Origin of the sequence: Sphingobacterium kitahiroshimense, from assembly GCF_025961315.1 — a bacterium.
Classification (GTDB): Bacteria; Bacteroidota; Bacteroidia; order Sphingobacteriales; family Sphingobacteriaceae; genus Sphingobacterium; species Sphingobacterium anhuiense.
The window spans coordinates 510,557-525,618 of sequence record NZ_JAOQNK010000001.1; the positions used below are offsets into that span (position 1 = coordinate 510,557).

The 15,062-nt window shown below is 34.2% G+C and carries 17 protein-coding genes; 9 read left to right on the top strand and 8 right to left on the bottom strand.

All coding sequences use genetic code 11. The features are described from left to right. Positions 1-40 precede the first annotated feature (40 nt). On the top strand, positions 41-814 hold the full coding sequence (locus M2265_RS02210) for a hypothetical protein (protein ID WP_132768154.1): 774 nt from the start codon (positions 41-43) through the stop codon (positions 812-814). Positions 815-1,202: 388 nt separating this feature from the next. After that, positions 1,203-2,261 carry a class I fructose-bisphosphate aldolase gene (locus M2265_RS02215; protein ID WP_132768152.1) on the top strand — a complete coding sequence of 353 codons (1,059 nt, stop codon included), beginning with the start codon at positions 1,203-1,205 and terminating at the stop codon, positions 2,259-2,261. 86 nt (positions 2,262-2,347) lie between these two features. On the opposite strand, the gene M2265_RS02220 is transcribed toward M2265_RS02215, so the two are convergent. After that, a complete protein-coding gene (locus M2265_RS02220) occupies positions 2,348-2,977 on the bottom strand; it encodes an NAD(P)-dependent oxidoreductase (protein ID WP_132768150.1) in 630 nt (209 codons plus the stop codon). A gap of 292 nt (positions 2,978-3,269) precedes the next feature. On the opposite strand from M2265_RS02220, the gene M2265_RS02225 reads away from it, so the two are divergent. Continuing rightward, positions 3,270-4,847 carry a Na+/H+ antiporter gene (locus tag M2265_RS02225; RefSeq protein WP_132768148.1) on the top strand — a complete coding sequence of 526 codons (1,578 nt, stop codon included), beginning with the start codon at positions 3,270-3,272 and terminating at the stop codon, positions 4,845-4,847. A gap of 114 nt (positions 4,848-4,961) precedes the next feature. Here the strand turns inward: M2265_RS02225 and M2265_RS02230 are convergent, their stop codons facing one another. The 3 genes from M2265_RS02230 to M2265_RS02240 form a co-directional block, all read right to left on the bottom strand. Beyond that, complete coding sequence (locus M2265_RS02230) at positions 4,962-5,375, bottom strand: hypothetical protein (RefSeq protein ID WP_207902351.1); 414 nt, start codon at positions 5,373-5,375, stop codon at positions 4,962-4,964. A 248-nt stretch (positions 5,376-5,623) separates the two neighbouring features. Then, complete coding sequence (locus M2265_RS02235; RefSeq protein ID WP_132768147.1) at positions 5,624-6,322, bottom strand: hypothetical protein; 699 nt, start codon at positions 6,320-6,322, stop codon at positions 5,624-5,626. 13 nt (positions 6,323-6,335) lie between these two features. Beyond that, positions 6,336-7,127 (bottom strand): ZIP family metal transporter, encoded by a 792-nt coding sequence (locus M2265_RS02240; RefSeq protein WP_132768145.1) that lies wholly within the window; start codon positions 7,125-7,127, stop codon positions 6,336-6,338. Positions 7,128-7,281: 154 nt separating this feature from the next. On the opposite strand from M2265_RS02240, the gene folE reads away from it, so the two are divergent. Then, on the top strand, positions 7,282-7,956 hold the full coding sequence (gene folE, locus M2265_RS02245) for a GTP cyclohydrolase I FolE (protein WP_206368275.1): 675 nt from the start codon (positions 7,282-7,284) through the stop codon (positions 7,954-7,956). Positions 7,957-8,126: 170 nt separating this feature from the next. Beyond that, positions 8,127-8,402 carry a hypothetical protein gene (locus M2265_RS02250; RefSeq protein ID WP_132768144.1) on the top strand — a complete coding sequence of 92 codons (276 nt, stop codon included), beginning with the start codon at positions 8,127-8,129 and terminating at the stop codon, positions 8,400-8,402. A gap of 1,015 nt (positions 8,403-9,417) precedes the next feature. On the opposite strand, the gene M2265_RS02255 is transcribed toward M2265_RS02250, so the two are convergent. Beyond that, a complete protein-coding gene (locus M2265_RS02255; protein WP_243655372.1) occupies positions 9,418-10,182 on the bottom strand; it encodes an NADAR family protein in 765 nt (254 codons plus the stop codon). Positions 10,183-10,409: 227 nt separating this feature from the next. Here M2265_RS02255 and M2265_RS02260 point away from each other — a divergent pair, with 227 nt between their 5' ends. Then, positions 10,410-10,532, top strand: a complete 123-nt coding sequence (locus M2265_RS02260; RefSeq protein WP_262708405.1) for a hypothetical protein — start codon at positions 10,410-10,412, stop codon at positions 10,530-10,532. 218 nt (positions 10,533-10,750) lie between these two features. On the opposite strand, the gene M2265_RS02265 is transcribed toward M2265_RS02260, so the two are convergent. Next, positions 10,751-10,936, bottom strand: coding sequence for a hypothetical protein (locus M2265_RS02265; protein WP_021188542.1), 186 nt, complete (start codon positions 10,934-10,936; stop codon positions 10,751-10,753). Between the two features lie 53 nt (positions 10,937-10,989). Here M2265_RS02265 and M2265_RS02270 point away from each other — a divergent pair, with 53 nt between their 5' ends. Continuing rightward, entirely contained in the window at positions 10,990-11,583 is a 594-nt protein-coding gene (locus tag M2265_RS02270; RefSeq protein WP_132768142.1) for a TetR/AcrR family transcriptional regulator, read from the top strand. A gap of 45 nt (positions 11,584-11,628) precedes the next feature. Beyond that, the gene (gene ubiE, locus M2265_RS02275) at positions 11,629-12,360 is read left to right on the top strand and encodes a bifunctional demethylmenaquinone methyltransferase/2-methoxy-6-polyprenyl-1,4-benzoquinol methylase UbiE (RefSeq protein WP_132768140.1); all 732 of its coding nucleotides are present in this window, start codon (positions 11,629-11,631) and stop codon (positions 12,358-12,360) included. Between the two features lie 102 nt (positions 12,361-12,462). On the opposite strand, the gene M2265_RS02280 is transcribed toward ubiE, so the two are convergent. Both M2265_RS02280 and M2265_RS02285 read right to left on the bottom strand, forming a co-directional pair. Then, on the bottom strand, positions 12,463-13,563 hold the full coding sequence (locus M2265_RS02280; RefSeq protein ID WP_132768138.1) for a hypothetical protein: 1,101 nt from the start codon (positions 13,561-13,563) through the stop codon (positions 12,463-12,465). Between the two features lie 57 nt (positions 13,564-13,620). Further along, a complete protein-coding gene (locus tag M2265_RS02285; protein ID WP_132768136.1) occupies positions 13,621-14,262 on the bottom strand; it encodes a DUF4272 domain-containing protein in 642 nt (213 codons plus the stop codon). A gap of 216 nt (positions 14,263-14,478) precedes the next feature. Between M2265_RS02285 and M2265_RS02290 the strand changes: the two genes are divergently transcribed. Next, positions 14,479-14,805, top strand: a complete 327-nt coding sequence (locus M2265_RS02290; protein WP_132768134.1) for a hypothetical protein — start codon at positions 14,479-14,481, stop codon at positions 14,803-14,805. Positions 14,806-15,062 lie beyond the last annotated feature (257 nt).

Genomic DNA, 15,062 nt, shown 5'->3' on the forward strand with positions numbered 1-15,062 from the left:
ATGAAGCAATGGCAGTATTTTAATGATTTCCAAAGTATAAATGAAAAATCTCACAACTCTTTTAGTTTTAATGATTCCTATTTGTCTTTATTCACAAGAAAAAGTAATACTATCTCACACCATTAAGATGTACAATGAAATTGAGATAAGTTTAGAACTTGAAAATAAGCCCAACGACAGATTTCACCTGATTAAAATAGATACGCTTACTGCGACCTATAATAAGGGACAAATTTTGCACAATAATATATTTGAAAATTCTTTCAGACGAGCTAATGTTGTAGCAAGGTACGAACTTGAGGAAAATAAAAAATATCATAAAATTGATATTAAAGGCACGATCATATACTTCAAGCCATCAGAAAATAAAAAATCGTATTTCAATTTGGGTAAACTAAAAGGTTTAGAAAAAAACATCAATTTAATAGATAAAAGTGTAGTAAAAGCAAATCCAACCGTTTATTTTTCAATTGTAGATTCTGCCAACATACAAAAAACATTTCCAGATTTTAGGTATAAAACCAATAATGGGGAGGATTATAAAAGCATTGATTTCAAGTCTTATGACTTAATGTATGCGTATCGATCTACTAAAAATCAAGATTTAATAATAGCTGTTAATGAAGACTTAGACCACGGTTACAATAACCTCACTTTGACAGATAAGCGTACAAATATTAAATATAAGCTGATTAAATTGAAAAAAGATATGGCAGCAACCGAAAAAGAGGAAATCAAAATTGAACTGATGATCGAAAATGAGAATTCGATTGAGCAGATACCATTTGATTTCAAAAACGCGAATTTGAAATAGAAAACCAATCAGCCGGTTTTAAATAGCTAGAAGTGCTTGGTATGAGCTATACCTCTACTTTCTTTAACCTGAGATCTCAAGCAACTATCTGATATGTATTCATCATGACCTATGTAAGGTATTGGAAAGCATGATGATGTTCGATTTCCCAATCATCATCTATACCCTTTGAATCAAAAACTTCTGCACTGAATTTTTTTATTAGAATTCTTATTCCGAATGCAATCCTGCACAAGATGTCTTTTTAATTAAGACTGTAAATTAACCTTCAAATAATATGTTAAAAACTAGGGACTATCGAAATCATTAGTTAACTTTAATTGTAATAACAGTTTAAATCACTGCATATTATCTCAATATACTTTATTTATAATAATATCATCACGTTATGAATTATAAAAATATTTTATTAGAATTAGGTGCCGAAGGCGAAAATCTGCTAGGCTTTAATACACCAAAAATTTTGAAGGAACAACTTCACCTTCCCTCCCCAAAATTTATCGATGAGATTTTCCTGCAAAGCAACCGCAATCCTCAGGTACTTAGAAATCTTGCGGCACTCTACAAACATGGACATCTGGCTAATACCGGATATTTATCAATATTGCCAATTGATCAAGGGATAGAACATACTGCTGGTGCTTCTTTTTCTCCGAACCCTTTGTATTTTGATCCAGAAAATATCATCAAGCTTGCTATCGAAGGTGGTTGTAATGCTGTTGCAACAACTTTTGGGAATCTTGCTATAATGGCTAGAAAATATGCACATAAAATTCCATTTATCGTTAAAATAAATCATAATGAATTGCTTACTTATCCTACAAAGTATGATCAAATTATGTTTGGGAGTATAAAAGATGCTTGGAACTTAGGGGCAACTGCAATAGGTGCTACGATTTACTTTGGTTCAGAAAATTCAAACAGGCAAATTGTAGAAGTTGCCGAAGCCTTTGAAAGAGCTCATGAGTTAGGAATGCCCTGCATTTTATGGTGCTATACCCGTAATAATAGTTTTACTAAGGATAACGTTAATTATGAAGTTGCAGCAGATATTACAGGTCAAGCCAATCATTTAGGTGTAACCATACAGGCTGATATCATTAAGCAAAAACTTCCGGAAAATAACGGCGGATTCACTACCATTAATTTTGCAAAAAGCAATCCTAAAATGTACACGGATTTATCATCCATGCATCCTATTGACCTTTGCCGTTATCAAGTAGCAAATTGCTACATGGGCAGAATTGGTCTTATTAATTCAGGAGGTGAATCGAAAGGTGAACGCGATCTTCCTGAGGCTATTAGAACAGCGATTATAAACAAACGAGCCGGAGGCACAGGGCTAATATTGGGTAGAAAAGCTTTTCAACGTCCGCTCAAAGATGGCATAGAAATTCTTAGAGCGATACAAGATATTTACCTGGATGAAACCCTTTCAATCGCATAATGTATATCAGATAGGAAAACAGTGCTGTTATGATACATTACAGCATTGTTTCCTATTTAATATATATTCCTAAAATTATTCCAAGCTTAATAAGCAAGCGTAAAACGTTGTTTGATATGTGCGGGTCGTTCCAGCTCATCGAGCAAAGCTACTGCGAAATCGGCTGTAGAAATCTTACTTTCTCCTTTATCATTAAATAACACTTGATCTTTCCCTAAGCGAAAAACACCTGTACGCGGGCCGGGCTCGATCACCATGGCTGGGCTCAAGACAGACCAATCCAGGTCGGTCACCTGTTTGATAACATCAAATGCGTCACGTGTAGCAGTAGCACCGTCCTTCCATTCAGCGGGAAATTCTGGAGTATCTAACAATTGTACTCCGGGTTTTACTTCGAGGCTTCCGGCCCCGCTAACAGCTAATAATCGCGTAATACCTGCTTTTTTCGTAGCATTAATAATAGCTGTGATAGCCTTTACATAGGTCGATGAGTCATTTGCGCTGTAAGCACTGATAACAGCTTCGTTTCCTTTCAAAAGGCTGACCAACTCCTCTTCTTTTATAACATCTCCTTTATTGACGTTAAGACGTGGGTTGGAAACCGTTACTTTTTCTGGTTTTCGGACAATAGCGGTTATGTCATGACCTCTACTCAGCGCTTCATTTAAAATAGCTGATCCGATAAATCCGGATGCTCCGATGATGGCAACTTTCATAATGATATTTTTTTGTCGTGAATAAGTAATACAGCTCGACCTTACTGTTTGTTTTAATTGTTTAAAAATACCATAGTTGGTAATGAAGGCCGGATCTGCTTAATCTGTACGGAATAAAAATTATAGCAACAATCTTTTACACCGCAAACTATTAGATGCTGGATAAATATGGAAATTGGAAAAATGCATCACACATTATTTCTATGACAACATTTACAACTCATTTAAATTTTAAATAGGTTGTAAATGTTGCTAAAAATTTAATATATATTTATGTAACTAAAATTTACACATGCTAGAAAATTTCGAATTTTATCTTTTTTTGGTGCTGCTGATCACCATGCTGATCATGTTGGCGAAAAAGATTCAGGTTGCGTATCCTGTTTTGCTTGTATTAGCTGGTCTTTCAATAAGTTTTATTCCGGGAGTACCCCCAATAAAAATAGAACCAGAGTTAATATTTATCATTTTTTTACCACCGCTGCTGTATGAAGCCGCTTGGTCAACCTCATGGAAAGAGCTATGGCGATGGCGCAGAATTATTTTCAGTTTCGCTTTCGTAGTCGTTTTTTTTACGGCATTATCGGTAGCCGTCTTCGCTAATTATTTCATCCCCGGATTTTCTTTAGCTTTAGGTTTTTTATTGGGCGGAATCGTTTCACCACCTGATGCAGTAAGTGCTGGAGCAATTTTAAAATTTGTGAAGGTGCCTAAAAGATTGGCGTCAATCCTCGAAGGCGAAAGTTTGCTGAATGATGCTTCTTCTTTAATCATTTTCAGGTTTGCGATGATTGCTGCGGCAACCGGGCAATTTGTATGGTACGAAGCGGCGGGAAGTTTTGTATGGATGTGCATTGGTGGCGTAGGCATCGGGCTTGCACTTGCATACATCTTTCTGAAAATGCATAAAATACTTCCGACAGATTCTAATACTGATATTTTGCTCACTTTTATCGCCCCTTTCTCGATGTATTTGGCGGCGGAGGAACTGCATGCGTCGGGAGTTTTGGCGGTGGTAAGTGGCGGATTATTCCTATCTTATCGTAGTCATGATTTTTTGAGCAGTGCATCTAGAATTCGTACTGTAACAGTTTGGGAAAGTTTTTGCTTTTTGTTAAATGGAATTGTTTTCATGCTCATTGGTTTAGATTTACCTGAAATTGTTTCTGGTTTGGGAGATACTGATATTTATACAGCAATCGGTTATGGAATAGCTGTTACTGTAGTGCTGGTTCTTGTTAGAATTTTCTCCGGTTATGCGGCGGTGATAACGACTTTAATTATGAGAAATTACATTACCGTTGCTGATGCCAAATCCCCTGGCTGGAAAACTCCTTTAATCATTGGCTGGACCGGAATGAGAGGTGTTGTTTCATTGGCCGCGGCACTTTCAATTCCCCTGACTTTAGCGGACGGAACTCCTTTCCCTCAAAGAAATCTCATACTTTTCATCACCTTTGTCGTCATCCTTTTAACATTACTTGTCCAGGGACTTACGCTTCCTTTCTTATTAAGGAAATTCCCTCAAATAGATCAGGATTTTACTCGAAGTGAAAAGGAAATCGATTATGAAATTCAGAACAACCTTGCTCAAGTGGCAGTAGATAAAATCCGTAAAGATTATGCTCACAAAATAGATAGTTTTCCAACATTGAAAGATCAATTGCAAAAATATGAAAATCAATTGAGCAGTTCTGAAATCATCATTAATTTCGCTGAATATCGAAGTATTTATATTGACATAATCGAAACGCAAAGAACATGGCTTATCAATAAAAACCGCGAGGAGCTTCTGTTAGATGAAGAAATTATCAGGAAACATCTTCGATTGCTCGATCTTCAAGAAGAAAGATTGAATATGAAAAGTTAGGTATTTGACCATAATTCCAATGCCGTAACAACATGATCAATCATAACGTTTTTGATTCATAAGCTTAGCATATGTTATCTTGCATATGCTAAGCTACTGATGTAAAGCTAAATATTAAAAAGATTTTACCGTGCGATAAGTCTTAAAGGCTGTATAAATCCGGGTTTCTTTTAGTTTCTTGTTTTTATAAATTTCAATCTTTTCTTTTTCGCCTGTTTTCTTATTGAAATAGGTTATTTTAGTCAGTTGCCCGTCCTTAGCAAATTGTTCTAATTTGAAATTTCTGCCGTCTTCTTGATAATGTACACTATTCAGACGTCCATTCTTTTTATAAAAATATCTTTTTGTGTTATAGAAATTCCCATCGTATGTTAGTCCTTCATAAATATACTGTGCTGTATATTTTCCCTCCTGCACAAGCTGTTGTTTATCGTTATAAATGAAATAATAGATTCCATCTTGAGGATTACGCAATTCATAACGTAGCCCTAATCGAGCGTTTCGATCAGGATATCGCTGATGGTTCAAGAATAATAGACAAAATGCTTTTACTTGGAAAATTTGAAAAAATAAGTCTAAATATGGATAATTGCTGTGCCATTGTCGTGACTGATCGATAATATATTGCAGTCAATATAAAGATTTAAACAAACTTTTCTATTGACTACAAATTTCACAGCCTAAGACTTTAGCCATTACAAACTATCTTAGGCATTGGTAGATATTACTAAATCAAGTAACCTCCTAAAAATGAGTATGAAAAATTATGAGCGTTGTTATTTTATAAAATCTCCTTTTGTTTCAAATAGTCTCCCCTCCTGATCTTCTACGATGAAGATAACATCATATTTCCCATTTTTAAAGTGTTTTAGGTCCAGATGCTCATGAAAGGTATGTTGTAGAGCGCCGATCATCGCACCTGTATTATAAGTATAGGTTTTGGAAAATGAACCCCATTTAAGCTGAACCTTTACACTTTTAATCTTTTTGGAGGCAGTAATTTCTGACTCCAGATGCAGATTATCTTTCTTCGCATTAAGACCTACATCAATTTTCGACGCAAATGGCATCGAACTATCTACTTTTAGATTGATCTCAGTTTCCTCCTCTGCAGTTTCTCCTACTTCCGAAACTGCTTTGATACATAATTTATAAATTCCGACTGCTAAATACACTGGAATAGGTATAACCCCGCTTAAATGATATTGATTATGTTGTTTGACATCGGTAGTATAATCCTTCACATAGGACCAATCTGTCTTTTTTATTGGTTCAAATTTCACTGTCAGCAATTTAATTCCTTCAGGAAAGTAAATATTTGTTTTAAAATGGAGATCTTGACCAATAAACGCGTTAACCTCATTACCTGTTTTCCCAACTTTAATCGTACTTATGCCAGTTTGAGAATTATTGCATCCAATTAGGAAGATGAGGATCATCAAGAGAATCGATAATTTGTAATTCATTGTATTCATTCTTTAGTTTTTTTTAATGTTCGTGATGTGATTCGTGATTATGGTGATCATGTTCAGAATGGCTATGATCATGTCCGCCAATGATTAAACTGCTCAGTGATAATACTATTCCCAACAATACTGCAATCATCTTCTTTTTATTGAAAACATGGTGGTCTGCAGATCCGGACTCAAAAAGAATTGTAGTGGAAACATGAAGGAATATACCGATCACTACAGCCATAATTTTATCAAAATATTGTGCAAGATCACCCACAGCATGCTGACTGATAAACTGACTGGTCAAAAAACCTGCTGGAGTCATCATAGCAAATACGAAAATAGCAATCAGTAATGTTCTTTTTGAAACTTGAGAGGCCAGAAGTAAAGATCCCAATGCAAATGCTGCTGGAATATGATGGATCGCGATACCAAAAACAAGATGTTGACGCTGTGCACTAACCAAAGGCATACCTTCTAAAAAAGCATGGACACATAAACTCAACATAATAGCTATTGGAAAAGAATTGATATTTTCCTTCTTCATATGTATATGTCCATGCTCCACTCCTTGGGAGAAATGTTCTAACAAAAGCTGGAACAGGAAACCGCCAAGTATATACAGTCCAATGGTTTCCATATGCTCCGACGCATCTGCATACACGTGCGGAATAAGATGAAGTATCGTCAGTCCAAAAAGATAGGCACCACTGAAGGAAAGAATCAATTTTAAAAATGTTGAACGATCCCGTTTGACTGATAAAACAGAAATTCCACTTATAAATGGAGATAAAAAAAGTATAGAAACAATAAGTATAGCATTCATTTATTATAATAATTAAAAATGTCAATTGGATTATCAATGTTCAAATATAGATAAGATAATTCACAAAAGCAATTTAGTTGCATTTGAAGAATTTAGATTTATATTTGTTAAATATTTAATAGCACTTCGAATTATTATAACAACAGTATAAATCATGATGAATTCATTATCACAAACAGAAACAATCTCCAATACAGAGGATATCGGAGATCAACATGCCATGACTTCTATCGAAACGCCTTTACGACCGGATGCATTTCTCAGAACTGATGAAGAGAAAATGAATCGCATTTCCGAGCTTTTTCAACAAATATTATGGGAACTTGGATTAGATCTACATGATGACAGTTTAAGTGGCACGCCCTACAGGTTCGCCAAAATGTACATAAAGGAATTGTTCTATGGTCTCAATCCTTTAAATAAGCCAAAGCTTTCTACATTCGTCAATAAATATGATTATAATAAAATATTGATTGAAAAGAATATCCGAGTAAATTCAACCTGTGAACACCATTTTTTGCCCATTGTAGGACTTGCACACATCGGTTACCTTGCAAAGAATAAGGTAATCGGTCTCTCTAAAATTAATCGTGTGGTCGATTATTATGCACACAGACCTCAGGTGCAGGAAAGATTAACCTTGCAGATATATAATGAATTGAAATCTGCTTTACAGACCGATGATATCATTGTGGTGATCCATGCCGAGCATCTTTGTGTATCTGCCCGCGGTATTAAGGACAGTACAAGTAGTACAACTTCCATTGAATATGGTGGCATTTTCTCTTCAGAGACAAAGAGAAATGAGTTTTTAAACCTATTAAAATAGATCATAACATCTATTATGTTTAAATACTAAAGAGCTATATAGTTATTCTTACTGACCGCTAAAAAATAATGGTTTACCGATTTTCTTCCTTCATCCACCTATTTCCACTAAGCTTTGAAACGCAATAGCGCTACTTTTGAATCATAAACAAATACATAAACAGATTTATCATGAAAACTAAAACAATCTTCGACATCAATAGCAAAACAATCACAAATGGTTTTCAAAAAGCATTTGATTCGCTAAAAAATTCTAAATTAAAAGTTTCTTCTAGTACTGGAAAAGTGTACTTGAGCATTTCATTGCTCTTTGCAATAATTATCGGAATTATATTTCCGGTTGCACTTATCGTACTATTAGCATTTACGATATTTTCGAAACTTACGATTTCGATTGAACAAGAGGTTAAAGAAGCGGATAATAATAAAATCATTGAATTGAAATAATTTAGAGACTAACAGTTATGCTTGACTGCCTATAGTTTGCTCACGATATCAGGAAGCATATTTAATGTGACCTGTTCATTCAAAGAAAGGACAATGAAATATGCTTTTAAAGCGAAAAAATCCATGTAATGTACATGGATTTTTTTTCTTCATACGTAGTATGTTACTTATCCATTTATTTTCGAATAAATGACAGTAGCCAAAAATTGTCCGTTGTAGAACTCATTTTCCTTAAAATATCCTTCTTTAATAAAATTACATTTCTCTAATACTTTGGCAGGCCACATTTTCGGGATCTATTACTGCTTCAATTGAATGTAGTTTCATGTCGCTAAAACCATAGTTAACTATTGTAGTCTTAAACAATCAATGTGGTTGAGAGCTGAACTTTATTTGATGAAAGTAATAGTCTAGAATTGCCAACATCAGAAAATACATTCCTCCGTAAGCATAAAGATAATTGGTCGAATCCATATTAAAAAAGAAGGATACAAAAAAGAGCAAGCAAAAGCTGATCACCATCAGAACAATGTTTTTCTGCAATAAAACTTTGATAGATTGGCCAAATAAGTACTTGACTTTAATGGGCTCTACAAGGGTTGATAGGAACGGTAGTGCAAGTTCGTATCCCCTTCTATGATGTAGGAACGAAACTGGGAAAATCAAAAAACCAAGTATAACAATCAATAAAATAACTGCAGTAATATGCTGATTTTTAACTATTTTTTTATCTAGAAAAAGACAGGTTACGATTCCTAATACTGTGTAAAATAATAAAAATGGTGTCAGTAATATTTCTTTCGTTTTAAGTAGCGGAAGCAGATTTCCGCTATATAAAATCTGTTTAAAATACAAAGCACTTATCATTAAATTAATGAAGATAGTAATCCAGATTTTATATTTACTCATTTCTAAATTGATTTTTAATTACCGCAGCTATCTTCTCCTTGAATCCTAGTTCCTTTATTAACTTAATTATCTATTTTCCTTAAAGTCGAATTCGCATCATAATTACTTAATCATAAAAGCTTTGCCATTCATATGGGCATGTGTTCGTCATTTTAAAAATCATTTTCTCTCTGTCATCAAGTCCATTATAATATTCTGAAAATTGGGTTAGATAGTCCTCTCCTTTTCCCATCCTCCAAAACATATTATTACTATCCATATTAGGGAATTTCTTCCACGGCGGTTGAATGGAATTCTCAAGTGGCTTGAAATGTCCAAATTGTTTAAAAAAATCACGCACATACATTAATGCAAAACCTAAGAGATTTTCTCCACGCCAATTATAAATATTTTCAATATCATCGTTATCTACAGCAATACCAATTCCCCAAATTACATCAACCGGACTTGCTTCTACCAAAATTCTATTTTCTGTTTGCAAAAGATAATTTGCTAATCTTGGATGTTGATTGAATTTATGTATATTTCCCAGTTTTACAATTTCAAATTTATGCTCATTCCAGATGTGTTGATCATAGCCTAGGATTTGTCTGCCTAGTTCTTTTGCTTCTCCAGGTTTTTCACAATTTATGATCTTATCAAAAAGATTATCATCACCGAACAGTAGAGCTTTGTGAGCCATCATCCAGTGTTCAGAAGTTTTATAATTAACACTGTCAACCTTAAAAGGGCAATCAAACCATTGGCTAAAACAAGATTTACTTACCACATCTTTATGTCTATTTTCATGTCCCCAAAAGAAAATATATTTCAAGGTCTCACCACTTTCAAATCTTTCAATTAACCAATCTATATCGTATTTTATCTTCATTTTGACGCTATCTAGTCTATCCAATTGATATTGAGATTTTTAAATTTTATTATGCCGTATCTTAGAGTGTGTTCAATTTAGATAATATCTAACATTAATTCCCAAAAAACATTTATTTTTTCTGTTTCAAGAAAGGGTGAAATATTCCAAATTAGATTATGTCCTTTCGTGTTAATCAAGAATCTTATGGATAATCGTTAGCTAAATTTACTTTTCAAATAATTTTGATGACAGAAATAATAAAAGCATCCACCTACGAAGTAACACAGGGTATCTATTGGATCACTGACATTGTAATTGGTGTATTGAGGCATGATATATTCAAAAACAATGGAAACGAAAAACGCTAATACAAGTATCTGATATAATGGATAATAATGGGGTGTGCTGTATAAAGTTAAAAGGAGATTGCCAATGCAAAATGCGATATATGCGATTAATGGAACAAAGACAAAATCTGTCAACCAGTTATTTAAAACTGGGATTGGCTGTCCTGTCTGCCTGCAATATCGGATAAGAATCCACGATAGACCATAAAACAGCAAAAATGGGTCAGATAAGTATTGCTTTAATGTGCAAAAGAAATTGCGATCAAGGTAGCGACTATTCCACATGTCATCAAGGTTAAAAACATATACCATCCCATAACTTTACTGGCTCTTTTCAAAGTACTATCTGTGGTATTAAAACCAAAAATAGTTTCTCGAATATCTTTAAGATTTCTTATGAACCAGTTCTCTTTTTGCGTTTTCATACACAAAAGTAAAAAATATATTCAAAATTAGAACTTTTGTTCTAATTTTGAATATGAATACAAAAGAACGCATTCTTGAAATTTCATTGCAGGTCTTTAATACCAGAGGTCTTCGTAATACCAGTACCCGACACATCGCCACAGAAATGGGTATCAGTGCAGGGAATTTACATTACCACTTCAAACATACGGAGGATATCATACAAGCCTTATTTGACCGTCTGATTAAAGAATCAGATGTGCTAATGGCATCTCTTGAAAACTATGTAGAAGGTGTTGACATGGAATTAGTATTTACTATTTTCAAAGATTTTTATAATCTCCTCACTCGTTATCAGTTTATATTTATAAACTTTGTTGAAATCTCCTTATGGATCCCTTCAATCCGCGAATCATATGCCGCAATAGTGATTAAACAAAAAAAGGAAACCAAACGTTTCTTTAACTTGATGGTTCAAAAGAAAGTCTTAAGAAATGATATCCCTGAAGAAGTGTGGGATTATCTGATCAACAATATTTTTATTGTAGTTGACTTTTGGCCCTCACATAACTTGATTAATGAAAAACTTGAAGGTCTCCAGGCGTATGAATCCTATGTCAGTTCCATCAAGGCTTTAATGTATCCCTATTTCACACATCCAGAGTAACTAATAATAATTCAACTTAAATTGGATCGGCATCATTTAAAAAATATGAACTCGAAAATTATACCTTATTTAGACTCGACAGAAGGAAAAAGTAAACAGGTTGAACACATGTTTGATACCATCTCCGAAAAGTATGATCTCCTAAACAATATTATCACCTTTAGGATGGATAAAAGTTGGCGACGTAAAGTTTTAAAAATAGTTTCAGAATGTCATCCCCGTCACATACTTGGCGTCGCAACCGGGACTGGCGATATGGCAATTCTTTTAGGAAAGACGCAAGCTGAAAATATAATCGGCGTTGATATCTCTAAAGGAATGCTTAAGATCGCAAATGAAAAAATTAGTGCCAATAAATTAGACGGACGCATTCACACTGAAGTGCAGCATGCTGAATCTCTATCTTTTGCTGATTGTTCATTTGATATAGTCAATATCAGCTACGGTGTAAGGAATTTTGAAAACCTTGAAAAAGGACTTGGAGAAATGTATAGAGTAATGCAGTCTGACGGAACGATTGTTATTTTAGAAACTTCGGTTCCCTCAAATAAATTAATAAAATTTGGATACCTCCTGTATACGCAACACCTCATGCCAAAGATAGCCCGAATCTTTTCCAAAGATAAAAATGCATATGCTTACCTATCCAAATCGGCTATAAACTTCCCTTCTGGAGATAAATTCTTGAGCATACTGGAAGAATCCGGCTTTGTTAAAGTAAAAGCCTATCCACAACTTTTTGGTGCAGCTACCATTTATGTTGGTAAAAAGCAATAATAAAAGCTGGCTTCCTGCTGAAATGAAGATCAGCAGCACAATTCAACAGGAAGCCCACTTATGGGATTATATTTCGCGGTTGGAACAAAAACTAATCTTTCATTACGTTTGTTGGTGAAAAGTTACGACAAGAGAACAATCTGTACAAATTTCAACATAAAGTGTTCCTTCTGAACCGTTCATGATTTGATCCCAAGAAAGAGCCGCTAGTAATTTCATTTTCTTTTGACAGTCAGGACAATTTTCATATTGCCAATCCTGCACCCATTCTGCGTTCCCTCCTATTATTGATACATCATCATTTCCGCATGCGAAATATACAGGTTTTTTTGAAATTGATAGCGCCAGTTTGTTTGTTGTCAATTCTTTAAAATCTGCTGACGACAAATAGTTTTCTTCTGTATACGGTTCTACGATCTCAAAAGTGCTCGCTCCATCAATTTGGTAACGAACTTTTGTCTTTTCACACATACTTGCACAATTCGGACATATTGGAATTTTTACAAGCCCTGGTAATCTAAGAAATGATAGCCGTTCGTCGTTTCCATTTAGGGTTAAAATATCGACCGTTTGACAATTACAGATCTGACAATTCTCATTTTTTGACACAGCTACTTTGACTGCATTATCTTCATGTTGTTCACCTTCTAAAAGTGAATAACACGTTTCATAATTAAGTTGAACCTTGTTTCCTGCTTGATCAAAAGTCCATCCGCCCAATGCGGCATAAAATGAAGGATCTACATACAGATTCTTACGCCAAGGCAGTGGATTTTTCTCCAGTTCATAGAAAGTCTTTCTTACTTTTTCACCACCTACCACGGCAAGACAACTTAATATATGGCCTGCATATGCACAATCAGGTGTACAGATTAATGCGATTAATTGATCTTGGATTTCATCTGATGCATTTCTATATAAGGTTGGCGGATAAAATATCTTTTTTTGAAATGCTGCGTCAGCAATTTTACTTGTATCAATGTCCTGATAAGCCAGTAATCCAGAGAAATCTTTATAGACTTCTTCCCATTTGTCAATGGTTTCAATTTTTGCAATAATATTTTCAACCGTTTCAAGAATCTGGCCTCTGCTCATCGATTCATAATGTTCTCGCAACTTTCTGTTTTTGCAAGAATAGCACAGTCCCTCAAAATATTTTTCTCTGTCACATTCAGGACATGGTATAGCTGCTCTCTGTGTCATTTATTTCAATCTTATTTTTAAAGTGATTAGGAAAAAGCCGGAACTAAATATTGGTTTTTACGTTCCCATTTCAACATTATCCCAGTCATTTTCGCGGTTGAATGCCCATTCCAAAGATTTCCGTCGCTCATAGATCAGCCCTTCATTTAACTTAGCTTGACGGCCATTTAGTCTTTCATCTACACAGTACCAATGCAATCTATAATAATAATCCAGCATCGTATATAGCTCTATCTCTGTACGTACTTCTGGCAAACGCTCAAGCTTAATATTCGTTTCACCATGTTGTAAATTAGGTAACAGGGAGACCATATGATCACCGACATAGTCCTCTGCTTCTAGACGCTCAATCATACCAGTTGCCCACATTAAAGCCCATAAACTCTCTAAATACCAATTCAGGCTATTAATTTCGATATCCGTTAGCTCATCATTGTCTTTTTCTAAGATTTCTTTTTCAGCATCTGAAAGAAATACTAGAAGATTTTGGTTTTCAAGCCATTCCTTAATAATATAAACTGGAGCCTCAAAAGCAATGTTTATGAGCGCATTCATAACCGACATTCTGCCTTTTATTTCATCCAATGTCCGAAAAGAAGATGTCTCTAAAATGGGAAGCCAATCATTAACACGATAACCTTTATCTTTAATTATTTTATCGTTTTCTAATTTTATCTGATGTTTTTGTTCTTCTGTCATTTTATATTGTCAATTATAATAGTAAACATAGTTTGATAATGATCTAAGCATGGAAGTCATTTCTCTTCTCAAACGAAAATACAGATTAAGATAGTATCTGCAAACACGATAAAGAAGAGAATATGCATTAATTTATGATTGTACTTAACTACATATTGCTTTCATGAGCGCTTATTGGTAGCTTTATAAAGAAAACAATCATTATCAATGAAGCAGATGCCACTAACAATTGATATACTAAACTACGCTCTAGAACTTTCAATGGACTTTGGTGAAAACTGGTTGCAACCGATCAATGAAAGATTGTCAACTGTATTTCCGAATTTAAGTGCACAAAAACTGGAAGAGTGTCATTTAATTTGTAAGGCTGTGAATAAAATGGGAAATCGCTATGTACAAGAAAACCCAGTTCATTCAGGGACAGTGATTACATTTATTGCTTTTGAAGCTTTTGAAAAGTTTATGTTAAATAAGTATCATTGGGTATCTGCAAAAAATTTAAAACGCCTTTACAGTCAAAGTTGTTATTACGCTTATAAATAAAAACATCATGTAATAATGCAAACACCCTTTACGAATCGAATATTAGCATTAATGATGAGACCCCTATTTATTATGATGAGCAGTATGGCTTTACCTCAGTAAATTATCATAGTTAATGATGTTTTCTATTCATTAGGGTAACATTCTTCTTATTTCGAGTTATTCTATTTGGATAATGTAAAGAAGTTTAGAGAATACTAAATGCTATTATACAAGTTAAAAAGTTTTAAAATAAAAAAGATAAATAAATTTACAAC

Bases quoted from the DNA above. Each gene is read 5' to 3' on its own strand.
- M2265_RS02210 (WP_132768154.1), top strand. From the start codon at position 41: ATGAAAAATCTCACAACTCTTTTAGTTTTAATGATTCCTATTTGTCTT.
- M2265_RS02255 (WP_243655372.1), bottom strand. From the start codon at position 10,182: ATGAAGATAAAATACGATATAGATTGGTTAATTGAAAGATTTGAAAGT.
- M2265_RS02215 (WP_132768152.1), top strand. From the start codon at position 1,203: ATGAATTATAAAAATATTTTATTAGAATTAGGTGCCGAAGGCGAAAAT.
- M2265_RS02240 (WP_132768145.1), bottom strand. From the start codon at position 7,127: ATGAATGCTATACTTATTGTTTCTATACTTTTTTTATCTCCATTTATA.
- M2265_RS02280 (WP_132768138.1), bottom strand. From the start codon at position 13,563: ATGACACAGAGAGCAGCTATACCATGTCCTGAATGTGACAGAGAAAAA.
- folE (WP_206368275.1), top strand. From the start codon at position 7,282: ATGATGAATTCATTATCACAAACAGAAACAATCTCCAATACAGAGGAT.
- M2265_RS02250 (WP_132768144.1), top strand. From the start codon at position 8,127: ATGAAAACTAAAACAATCTTCGACATCAATAGCAAAACAATCACAAAT.
- M2265_RS02285 (WP_132768136.1), bottom strand. From the start codon at position 14,262: ATGACAGAAGAACAAAAACATCAGATAAAATTAGAAAACGATAAAATA.
- M2265_RS02265 (WP_021188542.1), bottom strand. From the start codon at position 10,936: ATGAAAACGCAAAAAGAGAACTGGTTCATAAGAAATCTTAAAGATATT.
- M2265_RS02260 (WP_262708405.1), top strand. From the start codon at position 10,410: ATGACAGAAATAATAAAAGCATCCACCTACGAAGTAACACAGGGTATC.
- M2265_RS02290 (WP_132768134.1), top strand. From the start codon at position 14,479: ATGCCACTAACAATTGATATACTAAACTACGCTCTAGAACTTTCAATG.
- M2265_RS02225 (WP_132768148.1), top strand. From the start codon at position 3,270: ATGCTAGAAAATTTCGAATTTTATCTTTTTTTGGTGCTGCTGATCACC.
- M2265_RS02220 (WP_132768150.1), bottom strand. From the start codon at position 2,977: ATGAAAGTTGCCATCATCGGAGCATCCGGATTTATCGGATCAGCTATT.
- ubiE (WP_132768140.1), top strand. From the start codon at position 11,629: ATGAACTCGAAAATTATACCTTATTTAGACTCGACAGAAGGAAAAAGT.
- M2265_RS02270 (WP_132768142.1), top strand. From the start codon at position 10,990: ATGAATACAAAAGAACGCATTCTTGAAATTTCATTGCAGGTCTTTAAT.
- M2265_RS02235 (WP_132768147.1), bottom strand. From the start codon at position 6,322: ATGAATACAATGAATTACAAATTATCGATTCTCTTGATGATCCTCATC.